Below are 24,751 nucleotides of genomic sequence, written 5' to 3'. Positions count from 1 at the left end.
TCTTGAAGAGATTACCGAACCAGGCAATCCAATTTTGAAATAGAATAAAATTCTTTCAATAAAAATGGCATATTTACGTTCAGGAGTATGCCATTTTTATTTTTGCAGTTTACCGTTTTTACTTTTTTGTGGCTCTTATTGTGCCTGGCATTGGGCGCTGGTTATGCCTTCGTTATATATAGTTTGCCGAAAAAAGACGAAGGAAACAAACGAAAAGACTGGTTACTTTTTGCATTTCGTACGCTTGCTGTTTCGATTATTGCCTTTCTGCTGATTGCACCCCCGTTAAAACTTACTGAAAAAACAGTCGAAAAGCCGCTCGTTCTTATCGCACAGGACAACTCTGCGTCGTTGCAAATTTCTCAGGCTGCAAATTTCAACAAGAAAGATTATGAAACGGCCCTAAGAAACATAAAGAGCGAACTGGGAAGCGAATATGATGTTGAAGAAGTAAATTTCGGGTCGGCAATTCGAGAGGGACTGGCTTTTAATTTCAGAGAGCAGCAAACCAACTTGTCCGCTGTTTTTCAGTATGTCAATAACCGGTACGGCGGCCGTAATGTCGGCGCGGTAATATTAGCAAGCGATGGCATCTATAACAAAGGTGGAAATCCCCAGGACGAGGCCGAAAAGTTGAAAACTGCTGTCTATGCGATTGCTCTTGGGGATACGATTCCTAAACGCGACCTGCTGATCTCGAATATTAATTATAATTCGATAGTTTATTCCGGTAACCAGTTTCAGGCCGAAGTAACCATCGAGGCTTACCAATGCAAGGGGTTATCAACTAGCCTGACTGTAACCGGTAAGGGAGGAAGGCTTGTATCTAGACCAATCAGCATTACGTCAAATAACTTCAAGCAAACCGTTTTGCTAAGCCTGCCTGCTTCCGAAAAGGGTATAGAAAAATTTGTTTTTAACCTGTCGCCGGTTGCATCAGAATTGTCGCTTAAAAATAACGCGAGAGCCATTTTTGTTGAAGTTATCGACGGAAAGCAAAAGATATTAATATTGGCGAATTCGCCGCACCCGGATATAGGAGCCTTAAAGCAATCGATCGAATCGAATAAAAATTACGAAGTAAAAGTTGATTTCGCGGCTGATTTTCAGATAAAGGATTTTAATGATGCAGGCCTGGTTATTTTGCATCAATTGCCATCACAGTTAAATAATCTTCAGCTTCTAAATAACAGGCTGTCTGAAAAGCCCGTTTGGTTTATACTCGGTTCACAGAGTAATACATCCCGGTTTTCTCAAATACAAAAAATCTTAAATATTGTATCAAATGGTACCAGCCAGGAAACATTGCCGGTATTGGCCGACAATTTTTTTGTTTTCAGGCTGAGTAATAACACCAAAGCATTGATACCGTCTTTACCTCCGTTGATTTCTCCTTTCGGAAACTACGCTCTTAAAGATCAAACGTCAGTTCTACTAAACCAGCAGATTGGTCGTGTGCAAACCAATAGTCCGCTATTACTTGTAGCTGATGATTCACGCAATCGGACTGCAATTCTAACCGGTGAGGGAATTTGGCGCTGGCGGTTGGAGAACTTTCAGCAGAAAGGTAACCATGAAGCAATTGACGAACTTGTTTCAAAAGTAATTCAGTACTTATCCGCGCGCAATGACCGGCGTAAGTTTAAAGCTTACCCTGCTAAAAGTATGTTTGAAGAGAATGAAAATGTTGTCTTTAACGCCGAATTGTATAACGATGCATATGAGCTTGTCAATACTCCTGATGTTTCGTTAGCGATAAAAAGCGCCGGAAAAAATTACAACTTTACTTTTTCAAGGGAGGGTGCCTCTTACCGCCTTGACGCCGGTACTTTGCCTGCCGGCGAGTATAGTTACGAAGCTCAAACAAAGCTTGGTATTGCAACGCATCAGGCAAAAGGGCGATTCGTTATCGCGGAAAACAACGCTGAATATATGCAGACGACAGCAAATCATCAGCTTTTATACTCGCTGGCAAACCAAAGTAGCGGGCAACTTATATATCCGAATGAGATTGGCAAATTACCTGAGCTGTTGAGAAAAAACGAGTTGGTGAAGACGGTGTCGTATGAAAATCGTCGTTACGAAGATCTGATTAATCTTAAAGTGATTTTTGGGCTGGTACTGCTGCTTCTCGGAACTGAATGGTTTATCAGGAAACGCGAAGGGCTTCTATAGCCAGGTCAGAAGATTGAGTAATCGCTTTTTTCCGGCTTTGGCTTTACAATGACGTAGATGTCCTCATTGTCTTTTTTCATGTGATACCGTTCGCGTGCGAATTTTTCTAGTCTCTCTTTATTGGTCGTCAATTCATCAAGGTCTTTCCGAACCTGCTCAGTCTCTTTGATGTAGAAAGCCTTTTCTTCTTTCAGTTTATTTAACTGCGAGCGATATTCATATTGAGATAACAGATCGTTACGGTCAAAAAATAGCATCCACACAAAAAATGCGGACGACAAAATAAAGTATTTGTTTTTTAGCAGACTTATAAAACGATCCATTGCAGCAAAAATAAAAAACATCCGAAGGTTTTAAAACTCCGGATGTTTTACAAATTAGTTTTTCAACTTATTAACAGTGATTACTTTTTAAGGAACTTAAAGTTCTTTCCGATAAACACTGCGTTGTTTCCAAGTTCTTCTTCGATACGAAGTAATTGGTTGTATTTCGCGATCCTGTCTGAACGGGAAGCAGATCCGGTTTTAATCTGTCCGCAGTTTAAAGCAACAGCTAAATCAGCGATCGTATAATCTTCGGTTTCACCTGAACGGTGACTCATGATTGACGTGTATGCATTTCTTTGTGCTAAACTTACAGCATCAATGGTTTCACTTAATGAACCGATCTGGTTTACTTTTACAAGTATTGAATTTGCAACACCCATATCAATTCCTTTTTGAAGGAATTTCACATTCGTTACAAATAAATCATCGCCCACCAGCTGAACTTTATCTCCGATCTTATCGGTTAATTTTTTCCAGCCTTCCCAGTCGTTTTCATCCAAACCATCCTCAATAGACAAAATCGGATATTTATTGGCCCAATCTGCCCAGTATTCAACAAGTTCGTCGCTTGTCAGAATCTTGTCCGGTGCAGATTTATAAAAGCTGTATGTTTTGGTTTCTTTGTTAAACATTTCAGAGCTCGCCGCATCCATCGCGATGAATATATCTTCACCCGGACGGTAACCTGCAGCTTCGATTGCCTGAAGAACAGTTTCAATTGCTTCATCGTTGCTTTGAATATCCGGCGCAAAACCGCCTTCATCACCAACATTGGTTGAATAACCTTTTTTCTTTAAAACGGACTTTAGTGTATGAAATACTTCAGTTCCCATTCTTAATGCCTGTGAGAAGCTTTCTGCTCCAACCGGCATGATCATGAATTCCTGGTAATCGATTTTATTATCAGCGTGAACTCCTCCGTTAAGAATGTTCATTAATGGAATCGGAAGGGTATTCGCATTGACACCGCCAACATACCGGTATAACGGCTGACGGCTTTCTTGCGCTGCTGCTTTTGCAACGGCCAGTGAAATACCTAAAATGGCATTAGCGCCCATTTTGCCTTTATTCTCCGTCCCATCAACCTGGTTCATGAGTTTATCAATGGCGTTTTGTTCAAAAACGTCGATTCCTTTTAGTTCAGGTGCTAACGTTTCATTTACATTTTTAACCGCATTTAATACACCCTTGCCCTGGTAAACAGATTTATCATTATCGCGAAGTTCAACAGCTTCGTGCATGCCTGTTGACGCTCCTGAAGGAACAGCCGCACGGCCAATAATACCGTTCTCGGTCACTACGTCTACCTCAATAGTAGGGTTGCCCCGTGAATCCAAAATCTGGCGGGCGTGTACATCTAAAATTAAACTCATGGTAATTTATTCTAAGAGAATTTATAACTATGTTAATGTGATAGTGTAGACACTACACTATCAGGATTGCATCCAAAATTAAGATTTTGATATGAACCACAAAACTAAATTACGAATTAATCATTATGCGTAGGCAAATGCTCGTTCGGCGATTGCTTTTTACGGTCGATCCTGTAAATGACAGTCATCATCAGGTTGTTTTTTCCTATTCCCTCTGTTAACGAGAAGTTGGTTTGGTTTAGCCATCCTGCCTGGAAGATCCATGTTTTGGTGGCCTGGTACCCCAAGCCGGCAGATATTCTGTTACGTTCAAAACGCGGGGCTTTGTTATTTAGAAAAATTTCGTCAAAAGCGTTTACGAAAAATGTTTTCGGCTGCAGTTTCACGTTATTGAGCGGCAGGATCAGATTAAGCCGGTATCGGTACCTGTTACGATATACGCCGTTTAGCCATCGCTGTTCGATGCGGTACCGATGCTCAAATTTTAACCGGTTAAGGAACTGGTTAATGGTCATTTGCTCCCATAAGCGTGTTTCACCAATCACGGGTCCTTTACCGAGGTCGCGATAATCATACGTTTCATATCGTCCCGTACCGATTAGTGCCGTAAAGTTTTTGTCGATATCGTAGCTTATGCCACCTTTTACCTCGTAATACTGGAATTCGTCGAATACGGCGTTTGTACGAACCTGGGCCTCCATATATGCGCCCCAGCCTTTTTCACTTGCCGGAAGAACCACCGATCCGATTCCCCAGGTACCCCATTTTTGGCTGTATGCGTTTTGTGAAATGAACAACAACCACATACCAACAAACCCGATTAATTTTTTCATCGCCTGAAATTTGCGCGAAGATATTAAGCCAATGTTAACTGAATGTTAAGCGTTAGATAGCGAATTAGTCGAGGCATTCAAACATTATTCCCATTTGAAAACCTTTACAGCGAGTGCATAAATTCCAATACCCCATATAAACAGAATAAGTAATTGGTGCTTGATATCCATTAAACCCGCGCCTTCAAAGGCAATTTTCCGCATGCCATCGTTTAGATAAGTAAGCGGAAGTGCCCTGCTGATAGGTTGTAACCAGGACGGGAATGCACTGATAGAAAAGAATGTACCCGACAACAAAAATTGCGGTAAAGTTATAATATTAGCTATGGGCGGAATTGTGCTTTCATTTTTTGCGATTCCGGAGACGGTAAACCCAAATCCCATGAAAACAATGAGTCCGATGGCGGACAAAATAAGCATGTTTATGACCGTCACAAAGCCATGTATTAACGTAAATCCGAAAGCAAAGTGCCCGATTAAAATTATGAATAACGCGCCAAGTAAAGCAAATGCGATCCGGGCAATGGCTTCTCCCAGCACGATGCTGTAACGTTTTACCGGTGTAGCGAAAAAGCGTTTGATGACCAATGTTAACCGCAGGCTTAAGAAAACGAAAGCTGTGCCGAAAACTCCGCTGCTCAACAGCGAAAAACCCAGCTGGCCAGGCAAAATAAAGTCGATCGTTTTATATGTCCTGCCTTCTACGGTAGTTTCTTTTAACTCGGCGACTGGTGGTGGTGCATTTCCCGAACGGGTATTTACTTTGTACAATATGTTATTCAGTACAGATTTGAGGATATTTCCGTTCGAAAGGGATGCTTTAGTGTATTGAACGTTTACTGTAAAGGGAGGCATTGCGGCATTTTTTTGAATATTAATGATCGCGTCAAGCCGGCCTTTCGACAAGTTGCTGTTCATCTCTTCTTCGGATTGGTCTTCAATTAAATGTATGACGCTTACGTTTTTTAGCGCCATGAAAATCGGGTTGGTTAAATCTGAAGCTTTATCAACTCCTACATCGATTTTGATTCCACCGCCGCCAATGAAGCCGAAAACAAGAATAAAGATTAGAGGAAAAGCTAAACTAAAAACAACTGCCGAAGGGCTTCGCAATATTGAGCGAAAACTGGCTTTTGCCATTGCCAGCGTTGCTTTAAGATTACTATATGATTTTGTAGAATTGTCCATGTATCTTACTTATTATTGATTTTTATGACTCGCGCCATTCTTTGCCTGTCAGAGTAATAAATACGTCTTCAAGATTCGCCTTTTTAACTTCTTTTTTGCGCTCAAAACCAGAAGCGACTAATTGATCTATGAAGTGGTCGGGTGTATCAATTCCGATTACTTTTCCTGCGTCGATGAAGGCCACACGATCGCAAAGAACCTCCGCCTCATCCATATAGTGTGTGGTGATTACGATGGTTGTTCCCGAGCTCCTTATTTCCTGGATAAGATCCCACAGATTTCGCCTGGCCTGCGGATCCAAGCCTGTAGTTGGTTCATCGAGAAAAATGATTTTTGGTTGATTGATCAAAGTTGTTGCGATAGAAAAACGCTGCTTTTGCCCGCCGGACAGCTCCTTATATTTTGCTTTTGCCTTGTCCACCAATGCAACTTTTTCAAGTAATTCGATGGGTTTTACTGAAATTCCATAGAGGCCCGAAAAAAGCTCGATCAGTTCGCTAAGATTTAAATTAGGATAATAACCTGCCGACTGCAGCTGGACACCAATAATATGTTTTATTGAATCGGGATCGGAGTCAAGATCTACGCCGTTTATTATTACGCTGCCTGATGTTTTTTCGCGTAAGGTCTCCATAATCTCCAGCGTTGTAGTTTTTCCCGCGCCATTTGGTCCCAGGAGGCCGAATATTTCGCCTTGCATTACTTCAAAACTTATGGAATTAACAGCTGTGAAATCGTTGTATTTTTTCACAAGGTTATTTACCTGGATGATTGGTTTTGCCATTAGGCAAAAGTGAGGTGTTCGTGTGATATATCCATGAAGTTGCTCCGAAAAATTGGGAATTATTTAATGTAATTTGTTTGCGAATTAAAATGGTATGTATGATACTACATAAACCACCGTCAGACCGCGAGATTTATAAAGCGGAAATTGCCGATTATTGGTTCACTGACGAAGGAATATTGGTTTCCCTGTCAAAAAGTGTCAGGCGAACAGTAGAAAATATCTCCGGAAATGTAGCGCTTGTAAAACAACTGACGGATAATAAACCTGTACCGCTGCTCATTTACCTTGCAAAGTCGCCCATACCCGATAAGGCGACCCGAAAGCTCTCCACTGAAAAACTTCCGGAAATTTATTCGGCGATGGCCATGGTTTCTGGTAGTGGTTTAGCGAAGTTTATAATGAATATCCTGTTCAAAGTAAATTCGCCACCAATTCCGATGAAAAGTTTTGCTAACGACCAAGATGCTGTTGAGTGGTTAAAGGGCTTTTTATAGAAGATGACTATGGACTTAGAAATATCGGTTTATAACAGGTTCCAATAAAAAAAGCCGGACAAGCCGGCTTTCGTTTATTTTAATTTTCGATCATATCAACAAACTGATCAAACAGGTATCTTGAGTCATGCGGGCCAGGAGACGATTCCGGGTGGTATTGCACGGAAAAAGCTTTTTTACCCTTTACGCGAATTCCTTCAATTGATCCATCATTAAGGTTGATGTGCGTAACCTCAACTTTATCCGACTTTTCAATATCTTCTTTCACCACGCCGAAGCCATGATTTTGAGAAGTTACCTCGCAATGATCAATGATGATATTTTTAACAGGGTGATTTAAACCACGATGCCCGTTAAACATCTTTTTTGTACGTATGTCGTTTGCTTGTGCCAGCAACTGGTGTCCGAGGCAAATGCCGAACAATGGCTTGTCAGCTTCAAGAATTTCTTTTACCGTTTCAATTGCGTAAGGCATCGCTGCAGGATCACCTGGGCCATTTGAAATGAAGTAGCCTTTGGCACCCCATGCTTCCATTTCTTCAAATTTGGTTTTAGCAGGGAATACTTTAGCATAAATATTCCGGTGATCGAAGTTGCGAAGAATGTTCTTTTTTACACCAAGGTCGAGCACCGCAACACGTGTTTTACTATCCTCGTTGCCGTAATAGTAAGGTTCTGCGGTCGAAACCTTAGATGAAAGTTCCAATCCGTCCATTGAAGGCACCTCGGCAAGTTTTCGTTTTAATTCATCGATGTCGAGTATTTCAGAAGAAATAATTGCATTCATTGCGCCTTTGTCGCGAATATGACGAACCAAAGAACGGGTATCGATATCTGAAATTCCTACAATATTTTCTTTTTGAAAATAATCCTGGATAGACTCCTGCGACATTCTACGGCTGAAAGCGATATTGAAATTTTTACAAACCAGCCCTGAAATTTTTATACTTCCCGACTCAACTTCATCATCCAGGATTCCATAATTCCCAATGTGCGAATTGGTAGCAACCAGGATCTGGCCGAAATAAGAAGGGTCAGTAAATACTTCCTGGTAACCGGTCATACCGGTGTTAAAGCAAATTTCGCCGGTAGTAGTACCGATTTTTCCGGCAGCCTTGCCGTGGTAAACTGTACCATCCTCGAGTAACAAAATTGCCGGCAGCTTGATGTAGTTAGTTGTCATGAATTCTTACCAAAATGTTGTTAGGAAATAGAAATGTTCTGAATCGAAAAAGCTGGAAAAAACGCGTGGAAGCGGAATATATTCCGTTAATCACACTCAGCACACTGAAGTTGGTTACTTCAATTTTCACGGGGGACAAAAGTAATAAAAATGCTCAGATTTACGGGATAAACAATAACTAAATTTTAAATACGAACCTGATAACATTTACTACTTTTGGTGAAATTTTACTTGCTAAACTATGTCAGTAAATAAAGAAGTACGCCGTATTACAACCAATACGATCCAGGATATGAAGGCAAAAGGCGAAAAAATCGCCATGCTCACTTCCTACGATTATTCGATGGCCAGTATTGTAGAAGCGGCTGGTATTGATGTGATACTTGTTGGTGATTCGGCGTCAAACGTGATGGCTGGATATGAAACCACCTTGCCGATAACGCTTGATCAAATGATCTATCATGCCTCGTCGGTTGTAAGGGCGTGCAAACGTGCGCTGGTGGTTGTTGATCTGCCTTTTGGTGCTTACCAGGGTAATTCAAAAGAAGCTTTAAATTCCTCGATACGTATTATGAAGGAATCGGGAGCGCATGCCGTTAAGCTCGAAGGTGGCTCAGAGGTACGAGAATCGGTAGAGCGTATTATTACAGCTGGCATACCTGTTATGGGACATTTAGGTTTAACGCCACAGTCGATTTATAAATTTGGAACTTATACTGTACGTGCGAAGGAAGAACAGGAGGCAAATAAGTTAAAAGCAGATGTGCAGATCCTTCAGGAAGCGGGTTGCTTTTCTATCGTTTTGGAGAAAATCCCCGCTGCATTAGCGACAGAAGTAAGTTCTTCGCTTAAAATTCCGACAATCGGAATTGGGGCGGGCTCAGGCTGCGATGGACAGGTGCTGGTGATTAATGATCTGCTTGGCCTTACAAAAGGCTTTAAACCTCGCTTTTTACGTCAGTATTTAAATTTGTTTGAAGAAATTAAAGGAGCCGTTGATTCTTATATTACCGATGTTAAAAGCGGTAATTTCCCATCGGAAAACGAACAATATTAAGTGATATCGGGTAGGAGGAGCATGACTAAAGGAAATACGAATAAACAGCTGCCTGAAATAACTGATAAAGATGTTTTATATGAAGATAATCATCTGATCAGCATCAATAAGAGGGCGGGGGAGATCGTCCAGGTTGATGAAACCGGTGACGTGCCGCTTGACGAAAAGGTTAAAGCCTACTTGGCTAAAAAATATGACAAACCAAACGGCGCTTTTCTCGGCGTTGTGCACAGGCTTGATAGGCCCGTGAGCGGTATCATACTATTTGCCAAAACCAGCAAGGCTCTCGATCGGATTAACAGGATGTTTAAAAACCGGGAGATGAAAAAAACTTACTGGGCTGTAGTGCGTAACAAGCCTGCGAAAACGGAAGGAAACCTGGTGCACTGGTTGGTAAAAAATCCACAGAAGAATGTGACGAAGGCACATGATCGTGAGGTTCCCGGCAGCTTACGCTCAGAATTAAATTACAAACTAATAGGTGAACTGGGCGGGTATTACCTTATTGAGGTAGACCCGATAACCGGAAGGCCGCATCAGATCAGGGTTCAGCTTTCAACGATGGGATGCCCAATTGTTGGCGATAATAAATATGGATATCCGAGAGGCAGTTTAAAAAGAAGTATTTGCCTGCATTCCAGAAAACTGCACTTTATTCATCCGGTTAAAAACGAACCGGTGAATATATTTGCCCCGCTTCCACAAGATGGTTTCTGGGAGCGATTCGAAGTATTCGGTTAAATTTCGCGTTCGACAACAAAGAAATTGATCTCGTCTTTTTTAAAGGTAGTGTCTGTTGTTGTAAAACCAAGCGTTTGATAAAAGTGCAGATCCTTCTCTTTCGCGTTAAGCCACACTTTTTTTATTCCCTGTGTTTTGCAATAGTCTATCACATGGCTTAAAAGCTGTGTGCCATATCCCTGGCGCTGTTTTTCCTCTACAGTAGCAAATTTGCGGAACTGGGCCAGAGCTCCGTCGCGGTAAATCGAACCTACGCTTACCAGCTCATCATTTTCGAATAGTCCGAAGTGATCGCCAAGTTCGTCCTTGGGTAAGGATGACTGCCGGTCTTTTTCGGGGGTCATAAGGCGGTGCCTGATTGGCCAAGCCTGCTTAACGTGGATTGGTTGGATGATAACCATGGTGAAAAGGAGTTAATGGTGAAACAACAGTGCTTTTTTATTGAAAGTTTTGGCAGCCGCAAAAATTCACATCTTTTTAACTCTTTAATTACAAAGGTATATTGCCATGTTTTTTACGCGGATTGTTTACTACTTTCTTATTTAACATTTTAAAGGCTTTTATGAGTTTATTACGTGTCTCAGCGGGTTCTATAACTTCATCAATAAAACCACGTTCCGCGGCGCGATAAGGATTGGCAAAAATCTCGGAGTACTCAGCTTCCTTTTCCTGCCATTTTTGCTGGTGATCTGCAGCGCCGGCAATTTCCCGCTTGAAAATAATCTCAGCGGCGCCTTTTGCGCCCATAACAGCAATTTCAGCATTCGGCCATGCATAATTCATGTCGGCACCAATGTGTTTCGAATTCATCACATCATATGCGCCACCATAAGCCTTTCTTAAAATTACTGTAATTCGCGGAACCGTCGCTTCGCAAAACGCATAGAGCAACTTCGCTCCGTTGGTAATTATGCCGTTCCACTCCTGGTCGGTGCCTGGCAGGAACCCGGGAACATCTTCGAGAACGAGCAAAGGAATGTTAAAGCAATCGCAGAATCTAACAAATCTTGCAGCTTTTTTCGATGCATGGATATCCAGAACACCGGCAAGTGTCATGGGTTGATTGGCAACTATTCCAATACTTTTTCCAGCGAGCCTGGCGAATCCAATAACTATATTTTCTGCGAAATCTTTATGAACTTCAAAAAATGATTCAGTATCAGCAACCTGGCTAATCACATCTCTTACGTCATAAGGCTGTGATACATTATCAGGTAAAATTGTGTTAAGGTTAGGTCTCAGCTCTTCTGTAGCTGTATATGGCAACTGAAAAGGCTCCTCTTCACAATTTTGGGGCATGAAGCTCAGCAGTTTTTTTATATAAGTAATAGCCTGCACTTCGTTTGCACAGGTAAAATGAGTTACCCCCGATTTGGTAGCATGTGTAAAGGCGCCGCCAAGTTCCTCTGAACTTACCTGTTCGTGGGTTACTGTTTTAACTACGTTCGGTCCCGTAACAAACATGTACGACGTGTTTTCAACCATCAATGTAAAATCAGTAATCGCCGGAGAGTATACTGCTCCGCCGGCGCATGGCCCCATGATAGCAGATATCTGCGGTACAACGCCTGAAGCCATCGTATTGCGGTAAAATATATCAGCATATCCACCTAATGAACTCACGCCTTCCTGGATACGTGCTCCTCCCGAATCGTTCAGGCCAATTACCGGAGCTCCGTTTTGAAGGGCCATATCCATTACCCGGCAAATTTTATTTGCATGAGTTTCAGAAAGAGAGCCGCCAAACACAGTAAAATCCTGCGAAAAAACATATACAAGCCTGCCGTTAATATGTCCGTAGCCTGTTACGACACCGTCGCCAGGATACTTTTCTTTGTCCAGGCCAAAATCGGTAGAGCGATGAGTAACCAGCATCCCAATCTCTTCAAAAGAGCCTTCATCAAGTAAAAAATGAATACGTTCGCGGGCTGTAAGCTTTCCTTTTTTATGCTGGCTGTCGATCCGATGCTGACCGCCGCCTAAAAGGGCTTCATTGATTTTTTGAGATAATTGTTCCTTATTTTTAAAGCTCATTTATACGCTGCTGTGAAAATCAGTTTATTGTAAATATACTGTTCGTAACATCATAAATACTATTTAAGCTTTGTAAATGCGTCAACTTTTATAATTTTGTGATCTGTCAAATGAACTCAGAGGCCGGTAGAAAATATTGCAGTGCTTTATTCCTTTTCATCTTTTTCGTAAAGATGATAGCCTCTGCTGCACCGTTGATTGCTTCAAGCTTCGACAAAAAAGCGGTAAATGCCGTTATTATGCAGCTTGAACTTGAGAACGATTCTGAAACTGTAAAAAAAGCTCCGACAGCTAAAGAAATTAACCAGGATTTCCAACATTTTAATTTCAACCTGGTTCACAGCGTATTGATTCTGGAATCGATACCTGAAGATGCAAAAATTCATGTGCAAGCATTTTACCCATCTGTTCCCACTCCTCCTCCCAACTGCTAATTAGTCATTACTAAGTTTTCCCGTAGAATCTGCGCGGAAAGGAATTTTATTGGAATTAACTAATTGCATTTTATATGACTAACAGATCATCCCGATCGATCAAAAAGTATTTTCTGGCTAAGAATTTAAAGCGGGATCTTCCTTCAAGTATCGTTGTTTTTTTAATTGCCCTGCCATTGTGCCTGGGTATTGCCCTGGCTTCCGGCGCGCCTCTTTTTTCAGGAATTTTAACCGGAATTATCGGTGGAATTGTAACAGCGTCCTTAAGCGGCTCTGAGTTGAGTGTAAGCGGTCCTGCTGCTGGTTTAACAGTGATTGTATTAGGCGCCATAACCAAGTTGGGTGCTTTCGATACCTTTCTTCTTGCCGTTGTCCTTGCTGGGATATTCCAGATAATATTGGGCTTTATAAGGGCGGGAACCATTGCAAATTATTTTCCTTCAGCGGTTATTGAAGGCATGCTGGCCGCTATCGGTATAATCCTGATACTAAAACAGCTTCCGCACGCCGTCGGCTATGACGCGGATTTTGAAGGCGATGAAAGCTTTATTCAAAGCGATAATAATACGCTGTCGGCCTTGGGTTCGGCACTTTCAAAAGTGAATTTCGGAGCCGTAATAATCAGTATCATTTCATTGATTACACTTATATACTGGCCGAAAATTAAAAAAGTAAGTGGCGTTCCTGCTGCCTTATTAGTGGTGGTGCTGGGTATTGCACTCTCTTTTCTGTTTAAAAATACCAGCCTGCGACTCCATGACGATCAGCTGGTATCTATTCCGGTTGTGAACTCCTTCAATGAATTTACCGGATTGTTTACGTTTCCAAATTTTAAGGCACTTGCCAATAAAGATGTTTGGATAGTTGCGATAACGATCGCCATCGTAGCAAGTTTGGAAACTTTGCTTAGCCTGGAAGCCGTAGATAAAATAGATCCTATTAAACGTGTTTCACCTACAAACCGGGAGCTTTTCGCGCAAGGAACCGGCAATATTGTAAGCGGATTACTTGGCGGCCTGCCTATGACATCCGTAATTGTCCGCTCTTCAGCAAACGTAAATTCAGGCGCCAGGACCAAGATGAGCGCAATTTTTCACGGTACGTGGCTGCTTGTATCATTATTGCTTATTCCGGGCTTGATTAACATGATACCGCTTTCATGTCTGGCGGCCATTCTGTTGTTTACGGGATATAAACTCGCAAATCCATCTTTGTTCGTTAGATTATGGAAACATGGAAAGGATCAGTTTATTCCGTTTGTGGTAACTGTTTTAGCTGTAGTTTTTACCGATCTGCTTACAGGCGTAGGTATTGGTATGTTAATTGGAATATTCTTTATACTTCGAACCAATCTGCGGAATCCTTATTTTTACAATATCAACGGAGAAGGGGATATCAAAATACGCCTTGCAGAAGAAGTTTCATTTTTAAATAAAGCCGCGATTCAATACACGCTAACACACTTGCCGAAAGAATCAACAGTTATTATTGATGGCACGAACTCAAGATTTATTGATATGGATGTGCTCGAAATAATAAAGAACTTTAAGCATCATGCGCACACAAAAGGAATTATCGTTCAATTGGTCAATGTAAAAGATCATTACGATGTTCCCTCACTAAAAGAACTTATTTATACACCCAAAAAAAAGAATCAAAATGTCAGCTAGCGAAAACATAAATTCAAATGGCCAGGGCCATCAGAATACTTACCAATTACTAAAAGAAGGAAATCAGAAATTCGTAAAAGAGCAAAAAGATATCGATCCAGAATACTTTACCAACCTGGCAAAAGGGCAAAAACCGGAAGTTCTCTGGATTGGCTGTTCCGACAGTCGCGTGCCTGCTAATCAATTGACAGGTACCAAGCCGGGCGATGTTTTTGTGCACCGGAACATTGCCAATGTTTGTGTGCATTCAGATATGAACATGTTGAGTGTGCTGGATTATGCTGTAAACGTTTTAAAAGTTAAGCATGTGATTGTTGCCGGACATTATGGCTGCGGTGGCGTTGCGGCAGCAATGGGTAATCAACAATACGGATTGATAGACAACTGGCTTCGTCATATTAAAGACGTTTACCGCTTACATAGCGCTGAACTCGACGCAATCACCGACAATGATGAGCGTATCAAGAGGCTGGTTGAACTAAATGTGGTTGAGCAGGTTAATAATCTGTGTAAAACAACAATTATTCAGAACGCCTGGAAACAGCGGACAGATCTGGAAGTACATGGCTGGATAATCGATATATCGACTGGCTTGATAAAAGACATGGAGGTGAGCAGCTCAAGCAGCAACAACCTCGGCAGTGTTTTTACTATGTCGTAAATACTTCAAAATAAAAAGAAAAGGGAACCAAATCGGTTCCCTTTTCTTTTTATTAGTCGTTTTGCAAGAATGGATATCTATAATCTTTTGGCGGGTCAAAAGTTTCTTTAATAGTTCTTGGAGAAACCCAACGCAGAAGATTAATCATCGATCCTGCTTTGTCGTTTGTTCCTGATCCACGTGCGCCTCCGAAAGGCTGCTGACCAACAACAGCTCCGGTACATTTATCGTTGATGTAAAAATTACCTGCAGCGTTGCGTAATCCATGAGTCGCTTTGTCGATAGCATAACGGTCCTGTGCGATGATGGCACCAGTTAAGGCGTATATTGACGTATTATCGATTACCTCAAGTGTCGCTTCGTAATCGGCGTCTTCATAAACGAACACCGTTAACACTGGTCCGAATAGTTCTTCACACATCGTAACATACTTCGGATTATTTGCGACAATGACGGTTGGTTCAATGAAATAACCTTCAGACTTGTTATAATTACCGCCAGCGATTATTTCGACCTGGCCATCAGTTTTTGCCGCGTCAATGTATTTAGCAAGTTTATCAAACGAACGCTCGTCAATCACGGCATTAACAAAATTTGAAAAATCCTCGACAGGCCCCATTTTTAATGTCGATAAATCATCAATCATGAGTTTTTTAATCTCCGGCCAAACTGATCTGGCAATATAAACCCTTGAAGCAGCTGAGCATTTTTGCCCCTGGTATTCAAAAGCTCCGCGAACGATAGCTGTTGCAGCTACATTTACATCAGCCGATTGATGGACTAAAATAAAATCCTTGCCGCCGGTTTCGCCTACAATTCGAGGATATGTTTTGTATTTGTGAATGTTGTTTCCTATTGTTTTCCATATATTTTGAAAAACAGCCGTCGATCCGGTGAAATGGATTCCTGCAAAATCAGGGTGATTGAAGATAACTTCTCCGGCTTCAGGCCCATCGACATATACCAGGTTGATCACGCCGTCGGGCAAACCAGCTTCTTTAAAAATCTCCATAATGAGATTAGCAGCGTAGATCTGGGTATCAGCAGGTTTCCAAACCACCACATTTCCCATCATCGCAACGCAGGAAGGCAAGTTTCCGGCAATGGCAGTAAAATTGAACGGAGTTAGTGCGAATACAAATCCTTCCAATGGCCGTTGCTCGACCCGGTTCCAGCTTCCCCGCGGAGAAACAGGTGGCTGCTGCGCATAAATATCGGCCATGTACTTTACATTGAAACGCAGAAAATCTATGATTTCACAGGCTGAATCGATTTCGGCCTGGAACGCATTTTTTGACTGACCGAGCATGGTTGCCGCGTTCAGTTTATAACGATATGGTCCGGCAATAAGATCCGCAGCTTTCAAGAATATAGCTGCACGTTGTTCCCATGCAAGATTTTCCCAGGAGTTTTTTGCAGCAAGTGCCGCATCTATGGCTTGTTGGACGTGAGATTTATCGCCCATATAAAAATGGCCTAAAATATGGCGATGGTCATGCGGAGGCCGCATGGCTACCTTTTTGTCTGTTTTTATTTTTTTACCACCAATATGCAGGGTCGCCTCAGTTTCCGCCGAACGGGCATCGCGTAAAGCTTGTTTCAACAATTCGCGTTCCTTGCTTCCAGGTGCATAATTTAAAATCGGTTCATTAACCGGCTGTGGAACATTAAAAAATCCTTTAAGCATAATGAAAAATTTGGCGCAAAGGTAAGCAATATATAAGCCGGTTATAAATTATGCGAGTCATTAATACTTCAAAATGCGCTCTGCGAGACGTATCCCAAGCAGCGATCGGCACTTTTTCAGATATTCAGAGCTTGGCGTATGTATCGCGCTAATGGTCTGGGAATTTTTTGCTGCCGCTGGTAACAGCGTTATCGGTCATTTTCATTACCGCATCGTTAATTGCTTTGGCAGAATCAAGGTGCATAGTAAGTACAGGAAGGGTTTTACTTGCAAAAGCCTTTACGTCGGCGTCTTTGCCTTCTTTTGCTGCATCGTTAAATTCTTCAATGTCTTCTTTATGATCGCTAACCATCATCTTCATATATTCTTTATCAAAGTCGATACCTTTTTCGTTTTTCAGTTTGTCGAACATATCCTGGTGGTCTTTGCCTAGTGTTTGTGGTAAAGTCACATTTTTAGTTTTTGCCAATACCTGCAATTCGTCGCCGGCCTTGGTGTGATCTTTTACCATCATTGCTCCGAAATTTTTAACGCGTGACGAAGCTCCTTTTTCCTGTGCCAGTTTTCCGAGCTCAACTTCAAGCATGCCGCCGCTGGCTGCCTTCGTCATAAACTCGGAATCGTCTTCCTTTACGTTCGCCGTACTATCGTTAACAGCTTCGGCGCTTTCAACGCTATCTTTCTTTTGCTGATTGTTACACGCTTGCTGACAGATTGTCGCCAAAACAAGCGGAATAATAAGATATTTTTTCATAGGTGTATCATTGATTAAGAATTTAAACAAGCAGCCGCGGCGATAAGTTTTAGTGCATGATGCGGGCCATTTAAACGAGTTTTTTATTTTTACAGCATGAAGTTTCTTCGCAGGGCGCTGTGGCCCTTTTCTTTGATTTACGGATTGATCGTTGTGATAAGAAACTATCTGTTCGACCGGCAAATTTTACGTTCGACGTCATTTAATCTTCCCGTTATTTCTGTCGGAAACCTGGCTGTAGGCGGCGCCGGAAAAACCCCTATGACCGAATATGTCGCGCGGCTTCTCAAAAATGATTATCATATCGCAACATTAAGCAGGGGATATGGGCGTAATACAAAAGGATTTCTGGAAATTACTGGAGAAACAAGCGCTGCAAATGGCGGCGATGAGCCCGTTCAACTGAAAAATAATATGCCTGATATAACTGTTGCCGTTTGCGAAGATCGTGTTACAGGTATTAATTTTTTGAAGGAAAAAGCAAGCGTAATTTTACTTGATGATGCCTACCAGCACCGGTACGTAAAACCAGGTTTAAGCATTTTGCTTTTTGATTTCACGCGCTTATTCGACTTACAAATGTTGCTTCCGGCCGGTGATTTGCGCGAACCAATGAGTGGAAAAAGCAGGGCAGATGTTATTGTGGTTACAAAAACTCCACCAGCGCTGTCTCAAAATGCAAGGGAAAAAATCTTTAAAAGGATAAAACCCGTTGCCGGCCAGGAACTGTTTTTTTCTTACCTGGATTATGCAGATATGGAAGGTGTTTACCAGGTGCAAACCAAGGCATTATCGTCAATCGGTACTGATACTCATCTTGTTTTATTAACAGGCATTGCAAACCCGGACCCGCTGGTAGCGAAACTACATGAATTTACCAGCCATATAGCGCACGTTCAATATGCCGATCATCATCCCTTTACCACAAAAAATATTGCTAAACTTGCAAATCTGTTTAATACGACGGGTGCTACAGATAAAATCATCCTGACAACAGAAAAAGACGCTCAGCGCTTAAAAGATCCGGAAATTGCTGAACTTTTAAAAGATCTTCCGGTTTATTATCTTCCTGTACGTGCAGTGATCCATCTGCCGGAAAGGGAAAGATTCGATAACTTGATTGTGAATTATGCTGCAAACTATCTACAAAACAACTGAATATATAAAAAAGAGAGTTGGTGATTTCGAGCCGGAAATTGGTATAATCCTCGGAACGGGCCTTGGAGCTCTTGTTCGCGAAATTGAGGTTGAACACCAGTTAATGTATTCGAACATTCCTGATTTTCCTATCTCCACACTTGAATTTCATTCAGGAAAACTGATATTCGGAACACTCAGCGGCAAAAAAGTTGTGGCAATGCAGGGCCGTTTGCATCATTATGAAGGCTACAGTATGCAGCAGATCACTTTACCTGTCCGCGTGATGAAAATGCTTGGCATAAAAAAACTATTTGTTTCAAATGCCAGCGGTTCACTGAATCCTGCGATCAAAACGGGCGATCTGATGATCATCAATGATCACATAAACCTGCAGGGGGAGAATCCCCTCAGGGGACGAAATTTTGATGAACTTGGTCCGCGGTTCCCGGATATGAGCAGTCCCTACGACAAAGACCTGATTGGCCACGGAATAGAGATCGCTGCAAAACATGGCATTGCCTGCCACCAGGGCGTATATGTTTCTGTTCCCGGACCAAATCTCGAAACCCGTGCGGAGTATCGTTACTTGCGTATTATCGGAGGAGATGCGGTTGGGATGAGTACCGTGCCGGAAGTGATTGTAGCAAACCATATGCAAGTGCCTGTGTTTGCGGTTTCAGTTATTACCGACGAAGGTTTCCACGACGTATTAGAGCCGGTGTCGGTTGAAGAAATTATCAACGTAGCTACCGAAGCTGAGCCCAAAATGACAACTGTTTTAAAAGAGCTGATCGCATCGCTGAATTAATGCATGATAACAACCTTTAAAGAAAGCTTCTCTTGTTCTCTTAAATATGTCCTGTTTATCGCCGGCGTGATGTTAATTTCATTATCAGCTTCGCAGGTGAGCGCACAGGTTGTACAGCCTGCACCACAACCTCCACCCAATCAAACACCTAAAGATCCCGGAGCGGAAATCGACTCATTACGTAAACGGGAAGAAGGGCAAAATGATACGGTGGTTATCACGGCAAAATATATCCGTTATACAAATATTGGGTTATTAAGCGATAGCACCAAGACGATACCGATTGACACAACTGACCGGAATTTCGAAAATTATAATCCTCTTTTTCAACCGGAGACGCCGACTATGAACCTTGGAAACATGGGACTCGATTACCGGTATATGCTATTTACTCCGCGAAAAAATATCGGTTTTGATGCAGGCTTTCATAACCTGGATATGTATTTGTTGACAGAAGATTCCTTGAAATATTACCGGGCACGCTCACCTTTTAGCTCGCTGTATTACGTGAATGGCGGCCAGGCGCAGCAATTGTTCCAGGTAATACATTCGCAGAACATCAAGCCAAACTGGAACATTGGTGCCAACTATAATCGCATTGGCGGCAATGGTTTTTATACCAACCAACAACCAAATCACACCAACATCGCTTTGTTTACCTGGTACGAGTCGCCTAAAAAGCGATATAATTTGCAGGCAAACGTAATATGGAATACATTGAAGGCAGCTGAAAATGGTTCGGTAATTAACGACTCTTTATTTACAAGTTCCGAATCACTTTCAGGTTCTTATACCGACGTAAAGTTGCAGGGAACGAGGGCTGATCAACCGCGGCAGACCTGGCGCAACAGCACCTTTTTTATTCGGCAAAGTTATTTTATCGGCCGGATTGACAGCGCAGGAAATGATACTGTTTCGAGCGTATTGCCAACGCAGCGCGTTTCGTACACTTTACAATATTCACGGAACCGCTATAAGTTCTATCGAAATGAGCCGGATAACTATGACGCCTTACCAGATCTGATCCCTGACGACGGGATCACTCAAATAACAAATGATTCAACGGAAGTAAAGAACTTGCACAGCGAATTCTTCTACAGCTTTTACCTGAGAGGCAAATCAGTTAAGTTCATAAAAAATGAGTTGAAGCTTGATCTTGGGCTGCTTTACGACATATACTGGTACCGGCAAATGCAGTATAAAAAGAATTTCCAGAATATTACCTTACAGGCAAACGTTGGATACCGTTTCAGCGATCGTGTAAATATTGTCGGCAAGCTTAGCCAGATAGCGCAGGGCGAAAATGCAGGTGACTTTTTATATGAGGCTAATACAAATTTTCTTCTCAGCCGCTCGGTTGGGCGTATTGTTCTTGGAGCCTACATGCTCAATAAATCGCCTGAACAGTTGTATGAAAAGGTTAATTACCAGTTTTATAGCTGGGACAATAACTTCGACCGAACCAAAACGACCAACCTCTCATTTCTGTACGAAAATCCGAAATACAGTTTTTCAGCCAAAGCGGAGTATTACCTGGTTAGTAATTACCTGTATTACGCGGAAACTTACCTTCCGAGAAAGATCAATCCTTTCCAGGAATCGTCGGATATTAATTTACTGAAGATCAGCGCCGGCAAAAACTTCACCTTTGGCAAGTTTGGCTTTAATACGTTTGTGGCTTACCAAAAAACAGATTCCCGTGCGCTGCTGCGCATCCCTGAATTTTATGGATATGGAAGTCTTTATTTTTCAACACCAGTATTCAAAGTTCTAAAGGCAACCCTTGGAGTTGATGCGCGTTTTAATACGCCCTATGCTGCTCCGGCTTATGATTTAAATACCAGCCAGTTTTACAACGATATCTCGGCTACTGAATTTTCCAGTTATCCTGTTTTCGATCCCTGGCTGAAAGCAACGCTTAAGCGGGCGAATCTTTTTGTGAAATATAACTACGCTAACGAAGGGCTTTTCTCTAAAGGCTTTTATACCGTTAACCGTTATCCGATGCAGAAGGGTTTGCTGACGTTCGGGGTGAGATGGAATTTTTATAATTAAAAGAATATCTCTAAAAAATGTCGAGGGAGTGGAGAGCAAATGTATCGCTGATCTGTCCCCATAGTCCCGCCAATGCTGCAAGCTTAAGGTGATTGACAAGAATATATCATCTGTTATACATCATTAAAGCTTTCCGCGAATGTCGGGTCTATTGCCGTTATGGCATTCCTTCGTCGGCTTTGCAGACCTGAATCACGATTTTTAGGTCGACTTCAGATAGTGAAATTGCTTTGCTACGTTTTCTGTTTTTTCTTCTTCGCGGCAGGGAATAAAATATTATTAAGTATTAAGCGATAGCCCGGTGAGTTGGGATGCAGGCTCAGGTCGGTTGGTGGGTCGCCGACTGCGTGCTGGTAATCTTCCGGGTCGTGGCCGCCATAAAAAGTCCATTGCCCTTTGCCGAATTCGCCGTGGATATATCGGGCCTCGTCGGACGTTTTGGTTTCGCCCATGATCAATACATCGGGTTTAATAAGCGACTTACGGAAAGCAGTTGTTTGGCCCATAAAACCTTTGATCACCTTGTCGTGATTTTGTGTCAGCATCGTTGGTACGATATCCCATTTTGCCGAAAAATCAAACAGTGTGAAAAAGTCTTCCGTACGATCGAGGTTACGGGTTGGTGTTACGTCAATATTGGAAAATTCGTAATTGGCTGGATTCAGGTCGAGCCGGAAATTCTGGAAGGCGAAGGTTTTGCCGAAATCAAGTTTTGACTGCGCATTCGGGTCGGCACCATCACCATCGAACATGCTTTCGCAGATATCCACGCCATCTGCCGCCAGGGCAATATCAAAGCTGTCGGTACCGGAGCACATGGCAAATAAAAAACCGCCGCCGGATGTAAAATCACGGATAGCCTTTGCCACGGCGAGCTTCATTTGAGAAACCTTTTGAAACCCCAGTTTTTTTGCGGTAGCTTCCTGTAACCTTACGTCCTCCTGGTACCAGCTCGCTGTTCTGAATGCCGACCAGAACCGGCCGTACTGCCCGGTAAAATCTTCGTGATGCAGATGAAGCCAGTCGTATTTTGGCAGTTCGCCTTTTAGTATTTCTTCGTCGTAAACTTTATCGTAAGGGATTTCGGCGTAAGTCAGAACAAGGGTAACGGCATCGTCCCAGGGTAGCTTATTTTTTGGAGTGTAGACGGCAATTTTTGGTGCTTTTTCCAGTTTCACCATATCCATATTAACTTCAGGATCATTAATCTGGTTTAAAATTGCGGTTACTTTCGCATCGGCAATCACTTCGTATGACACGCCACGAATCTTTAACTCGTTTTCAATAGCTTGTGCATATTTCATTAAAAAGCTCCCCCCGCGGTAATTAAGCAGCCAGTCTGCCTCCTCGCCATTTTTTAAAACCCAGTAGGTGATACCGTACGCTTTTAGATGATTTTTTTGTTCCTCGTCCATTGGAATAAGAATCGATGCCGAGCGGCCGACTAAGCAGCAAATTATCAACAGGAAGGTAAGACGCCATTTTAGCATAACAAACTAACGAATTATGTAAGTTAAAGGTATGAAAAAGGTATCAGCTATGAGCATCAGGTATCAGCCATTAGCTATGAGCCATCAACTATCAACCATGACCCCCTTAACTAACTTTCCGACTCATGGTCTTACAGACTATCGAGCAATCAGCTTTCAGGTATCAGCAGTCAGCTAACTTCCGGACTTTCGGTCTCGCCGACTATCAGCTGTAAACTATCAACCACATTCTTCTTTAATCCTTTTATCTTCAATCCTTAATTTTTAACTTTGGCCCCTTATCAAATTTGATTATGAGCAAAGCGATTATAAAAACAGAAAAAGGCGACATGACCGTACAATTTTACGATCAGGACGCACCAAACACTGTTGCCAACTTTTTAAAACTGGCTAAAGAAGGTTTTTATGACGGAGTGACATTTCACCGTGTTATCCCTGATTTTGTAATTCAGGGCGGCGACCCAACCGGAACAGGTGCCGGAGGATCAGGAACACGTATTAAATGTGAGCTAGATGGTGGCAACCAGTATCACGACCGTGGCGTATTATCAATGGCTCATGCTGGCCGCGATACCGGAAGTTCACAATTCTTTATTTGCCATAGCCGCAACAATACAGCGCATTTGGATCGCAATCATACCTGCTTCGGTAAAGTAGTTGAAAACGTTGACGTTGTTGATGACATCCGCCAGGGCGACAAGATTTTAGGTATTGACATAATCGAAGAATAAGCAGCTATGAATTTAAGAGGAGTAGTGGCGGTTTCGGGCAAGCCGGGATTGTTTAAAGTTATCGGTCAGAACAAATCGGGTTTTGTACTCGAAAGCCTGGATGCTCAGAAACTGAAGCTGGTAGTGAATCTATCGACCGCTAAACTGGCATCGCTGGAAGATATCACAGTTTTTGGTGAAGACAGCGACTTGAAGTTGCCTGAGATTTTTAATAACATGAAGGATGGCAGCGCTGTTCCGGATATTAAAAAAGCTGATGGTAAAACTTTAAGAGTATATTTCAGGGAAGTAGCTCCTGAGCATGATGAAGAGCGGGTTTATGCTTCGGATATGAAAAAGATCGTTACCTGGTTCAATATCATTAAGGAATTGCCTTTGTTTACAGAAGAGCCTGCAACGGCTGACGCTGAAGATAATGCACCAGAGACAGAAGAAGAAGTTGTAACAGAGCCTGAAGCTGAGAAGCCTGCAAAAACGAAGGCGAAAGCTAAATAAGTAGCTGAAAACAGGAATAACAGAAGCGGTGAGAGATCATCGCTTTTTTTATGAATATATAAACGCTTTTATAGCTGGAGCAAGAGCTTTTTAATCTTATAGCTTTCTGTAGAGTTGAAGCTAAATTATTTGGAAAGCAAGGCTCTTCGATTTTCGGTTGCGATAGTCCCGCCAATGTTTCAAGCTTGAACTGAATGGTATTGCTTTAATTGTCATTACTTCAACTTCAAGACTTTCCACTTATGTCGGGTTTAAAACCGTTGATTCATTGCTGCTATGATGGGATTGCACCGGCGTCGATATCCGATGGGAAACGGGTTTTCGTTCAATAAACCCGATGGAAATGAAAGGCTTTTTTGTCGCCGATGCTTTCAGTATTTTGCAAACGTTAGCAAAAAACTTGAAATGAACAGCGGGACTAAAGTATCCAAGAGCTACCGCCGTTCATTTCAATATTTACAAAATTACTTTTAACTTATTTATTTCAGCGTTATCGGTGGGACTTTAACCACCAAAAAGTATTAGTAAACCTTTCTGTGTAGTTAAAACACGAACATAATGATCGCCGCGATGGCTAATCCGACCACAACCCATATCCAAAAATTCTTTTGCTCTTTATCAGGGTTCACTCCCTT

General features: G+C 42.2%; 23 protein-coding genes. 12 read left to right on the top strand and 11 right to left on the bottom strand.

Annotation, left to right across the window (positions count from 1 at the left end; translation table 11 throughout):
* Nucleotides 1-87 precede the first annotated feature (87 nt).
* Entirely contained in the window at nucleotides 88-2,175 is a 2,088-nt protein-coding gene (locus tag GS399_RS17330; protein WP_160845915.1) for a hypothetical protein, read from the top strand.
* 5 nt (nucleotides 2,176-2,180) lie between these two features.
* Here the strand turns inward: GS399_RS17330 and GS399_RS17325 are convergent, their stop codons facing one another.
* From GS399_RS17325 to GS399_RS17305, 5 genes are all read right to left on the bottom strand, one after another.
* The gene (locus GS399_RS17325) at nucleotides 2,181-2,519 is read right to left on the bottom strand and encodes an FtsB family cell division protein (RefSeq protein WP_369410131.1); all 339 of its coding nucleotides are present in this window, start codon (nucleotides 2,517-2,519) and stop codon (nucleotides 2,181-2,183) included.
* A gap of 59 nt (nucleotides 2,520-2,578) precedes the next feature.
* Nucleotides 2,579-3,874: a phosphopyruvate hydratase gene (gene eno, locus GS399_RS17320; RefSeq protein ID WP_160845914.1), complete on the bottom strand. Its 1,296-nt coding sequence runs from the start codon at nucleotides 3,872-3,874 to the stop codon at nucleotides 2,579-2,581.
* 116 nt (nucleotides 3,875-3,990) lie between these two features.
* Nucleotides 3,991-4,707, bottom strand: coding sequence for a DUF2490 domain-containing protein (locus GS399_RS17315; protein WP_160845913.1), 717 nt, complete (start codon nucleotides 4,705-4,707; stop codon nucleotides 3,991-3,993).
* A gap of 84 nt (nucleotides 4,708-4,791) precedes the next feature.
* On the bottom strand, nucleotides 4,792-5,895 hold the full coding sequence (locus GS399_RS17310; protein WP_160845912.1) for an ABC transporter permease: 1,104 nt from the start codon (nucleotides 5,893-5,895) through the stop codon (nucleotides 4,792-4,794).
* A 22-nt stretch (nucleotides 5,896-5,917) separates the two neighbouring features.
* Nucleotides 5,918-6,679 carry an ABC transporter ATP-binding protein gene (locus GS399_RS17305; protein WP_160845911.1) on the bottom strand — a complete coding sequence of 254 codons (762 nt, stop codon included), beginning with the start codon at nucleotides 6,677-6,679 and terminating at the stop codon, nucleotides 5,918-5,920.
* Between the two features lie 98 nt (nucleotides 6,680-6,777).
* On the opposite strand from GS399_RS17305, the gene GS399_RS17300 reads away from it, so the two are divergent.
* Nucleotides 6,778-7,176 (top strand): DUF7793 family protein, encoded by a 399-nt coding sequence (locus GS399_RS17300; RefSeq protein WP_160845910.1) that lies wholly within the window; start codon nucleotides 6,778-6,780, stop codon nucleotides 7,174-7,176.
* A 79-nt stretch (nucleotides 7,177-7,255) separates the two neighbouring features.
* Here the strand turns inward: GS399_RS17300 and carA are convergent, their stop codons facing one another.
* Entirely contained in the window at nucleotides 7,256-8,359 is a 1,104-nt protein-coding gene (carA, locus tag GS399_RS17295; RefSeq protein ID WP_160845909.1) for a glutamine-hydrolyzing carbamoyl-phosphate synthase small subunit, read from the bottom strand.
* 241 nt (nucleotides 8,360-8,600) lie between these two features.
* Between carA and panB the strand changes: the two genes are divergently transcribed.
* Together panB and GS399_RS17285 are read left to right on the top strand one after the other, a co-directional pair.
* A complete protein-coding gene (gene panB, locus GS399_RS17290) occupies nucleotides 8,601-9,416 on the top strand; it encodes a 3-methyl-2-oxobutanoate hydroxymethyltransferase (RefSeq protein ID WP_160845908.1) in 816 nt (271 codons plus the stop codon).
* Nucleotides 9,417-9,437: 21 nt separating this feature from the next.
* Nucleotides 9,438-10,157, top strand: coding sequence for an RluA family pseudouridine synthase (locus GS399_RS17285; RefSeq protein ID WP_160845907.1), 720 nt, complete (start codon nucleotides 9,438-9,440; stop codon nucleotides 10,155-10,157).
* On the opposite strand, the gene GS399_RS17280 is transcribed toward GS399_RS17285, so the two are convergent.
* Both GS399_RS17280 and GS399_RS17275 read right to left on the bottom strand, forming a co-directional pair.
* The gene (locus GS399_RS17280) at nucleotides 10,154-10,558 is read right to left on the bottom strand and encodes a GNAT family N-acetyltransferase (RefSeq protein WP_160845906.1); all 405 of its coding nucleotides are present in this window, start codon (nucleotides 10,556-10,558) and stop codon (nucleotides 10,154-10,156) included. The two genes, GS399_RS17285 and GS399_RS17280, sit on opposite strands and share 4 nt — an antisense overlap.
* A gap of 88 nt (nucleotides 10,559-10,646) precedes the next feature.
* Nucleotides 10,647-12,191, bottom strand: coding sequence for an acyl-CoA carboxylase subunit beta (locus GS399_RS17275; protein ID WP_160845905.1), 1,545 nt, complete (start codon nucleotides 12,189-12,191; stop codon nucleotides 10,647-10,649).
* A gap of 110 nt (nucleotides 12,192-12,301) precedes the next feature.
* On the opposite strand from GS399_RS17275, the gene GS399_RS17270 reads away from it, so the two are divergent.
* The 3 genes from GS399_RS17270 to can all read left to right on the top strand — a co-directional run bounded on the left by GS399_RS17270 (nucleotide 12,302) and on the right by can (nucleotide 14,956).
* Nucleotides 12,302-12,625: a hypothetical protein gene (locus tag GS399_RS17270; protein ID WP_160845904.1), complete on the top strand. Its 324-nt coding sequence runs from the start codon at nucleotides 12,302-12,304 to the stop codon at nucleotides 12,623-12,625.
* Nucleotides 12,626-12,699: 74 nt separating this feature from the next.
* The gene (locus GS399_RS17265; protein ID WP_160845903.1) at nucleotides 12,700-14,295 is read left to right on the top strand and encodes a SulP family inorganic anion transporter; all 1,596 of its coding nucleotides are present in this window, start codon (nucleotides 12,700-12,702) and stop codon (nucleotides 14,293-14,295) included.
* On the top strand, nucleotides 14,285-14,956 hold the full coding sequence (gene can / locus GS399_RS17260) for a carbonate dehydratase (RefSeq protein WP_160845902.1): 672 nt from the start codon (nucleotides 14,285-14,287) through the stop codon (nucleotides 14,954-14,956). Before GS399_RS17265 ends, can begins: the two co-directional genes overlap by 11 nt.
* 52 nt (nucleotides 14,957-15,008) lie before the next feature.
* Here can and pruA read toward each other — a convergent pair whose 3' ends face one another.
* Entirely contained in the window at nucleotides 15,009-16,643 is a 1,635-nt protein-coding gene (gene pruA / locus GS399_RS17255; RefSeq protein WP_160845901.1) for an L-glutamate gamma-semialdehyde dehydrogenase, read from the bottom strand.
* Nucleotides 16,644-16,791: 148 nt separating this feature from the next.
* Entirely contained in the window at nucleotides 16,792-17,397 is a 606-nt protein-coding gene (locus tag GS399_RS17250) for a DUF4142 domain-containing protein (RefSeq protein WP_160845900.1), read from the bottom strand.
* A gap of 96 nt (nucleotides 17,398-17,493) precedes the next feature.
* Here GS399_RS17250 and lpxK point away from each other — a divergent pair, with 96 nt between their 5' ends.
* The 3 genes from lpxK to GS399_RS17235 are packed head-to-tail and all read left to right on the top strand — an operon-like array spanning nucleotide 17,494 to nucleotide 21,400.
* Nucleotides 17,494-18,555 carry a tetraacyldisaccharide 4'-kinase gene (gene lpxK, locus GS399_RS17245; RefSeq protein ID WP_160845899.1) on the top strand — a complete coding sequence of 354 codons (1,062 nt, stop codon included), beginning with the start codon at nucleotides 17,494-17,496 and terminating at the stop codon, nucleotides 18,553-18,555.
* Nucleotides 18,527-19,345 (top strand): purine-nucleoside phosphorylase, encoded by an 819-nt coding sequence (locus GS399_RS17240; protein WP_160845898.1) that lies wholly within the window; start codon nucleotides 18,527-18,529, stop codon nucleotides 19,343-19,345. Before lpxK ends, GS399_RS17240 begins: the two co-directional genes overlap by 29 nt.
* Before the next feature lie 3 nt (nucleotides 19,346-19,348).
* Complete coding sequence (locus tag GS399_RS17235) at nucleotides 19,349-21,400, top strand: putative porin (RefSeq protein WP_160845897.1); 2,052 nt, start codon at nucleotides 19,349-19,351, stop codon at nucleotides 21,398-21,400.
* Between the two features lie 233 nt (nucleotides 21,401-21,633).
* Here GS399_RS17235 and GS399_RS17230 read toward each other — a convergent pair whose 3' ends face one another.
* The gene (locus tag GS399_RS17230; protein ID WP_160845896.1) at nucleotides 21,634-22,815 is read right to left on the bottom strand and encodes an asparagine synthetase B; all 1,182 of its coding nucleotides are present in this window, start codon (nucleotides 22,813-22,815) and stop codon (nucleotides 21,634-21,636) included.
* A 368-nt stretch (nucleotides 22,816-23,183) separates the two neighbouring features.
* Here GS399_RS17230 and GS399_RS17225 point away from each other — a divergent pair, with 368 nt between their 5' ends.
* Together GS399_RS17225 and GS399_RS17220 are read left to right on the top strand one after the other, a co-directional pair.
* On the top strand, nucleotides 23,184-23,621 hold the full coding sequence (locus GS399_RS17225; RefSeq protein ID WP_160845895.1) for a peptidylprolyl isomerase: 438 nt from the start codon (nucleotides 23,184-23,186) through the stop codon (nucleotides 23,619-23,621).
* Between the two features lie 6 nt (nucleotides 23,622-23,627).
* The gene (locus GS399_RS17220; RefSeq protein ID WP_160845894.1) at nucleotides 23,628-24,116 is read left to right on the top strand and encodes a DUF5606 family protein; all 489 of its coding nucleotides are present in this window, start codon (nucleotides 23,628-23,630) and stop codon (nucleotides 24,114-24,116) included.
* The last annotated feature ends 635 nt before the right edge of the window (nucleotides 24,117-24,751 follow it).

It is taken from the genome of Hufsiella arboris (assembly GCF_009834875.1).
In the GTDB taxonomy this organism is placed as follows: domain Bacteria; phylum Bacteroidota; class Bacteroidia; order Sphingobacteriales; family Sphingobacteriaceae; genus Hufsiella_A; species Hufsiella_A arboris.
The sequence above is the reverse complement of the archived record's forward strand: the minus strand, read 5'-3'. Positions and strand labels throughout refer to the sequence as shown.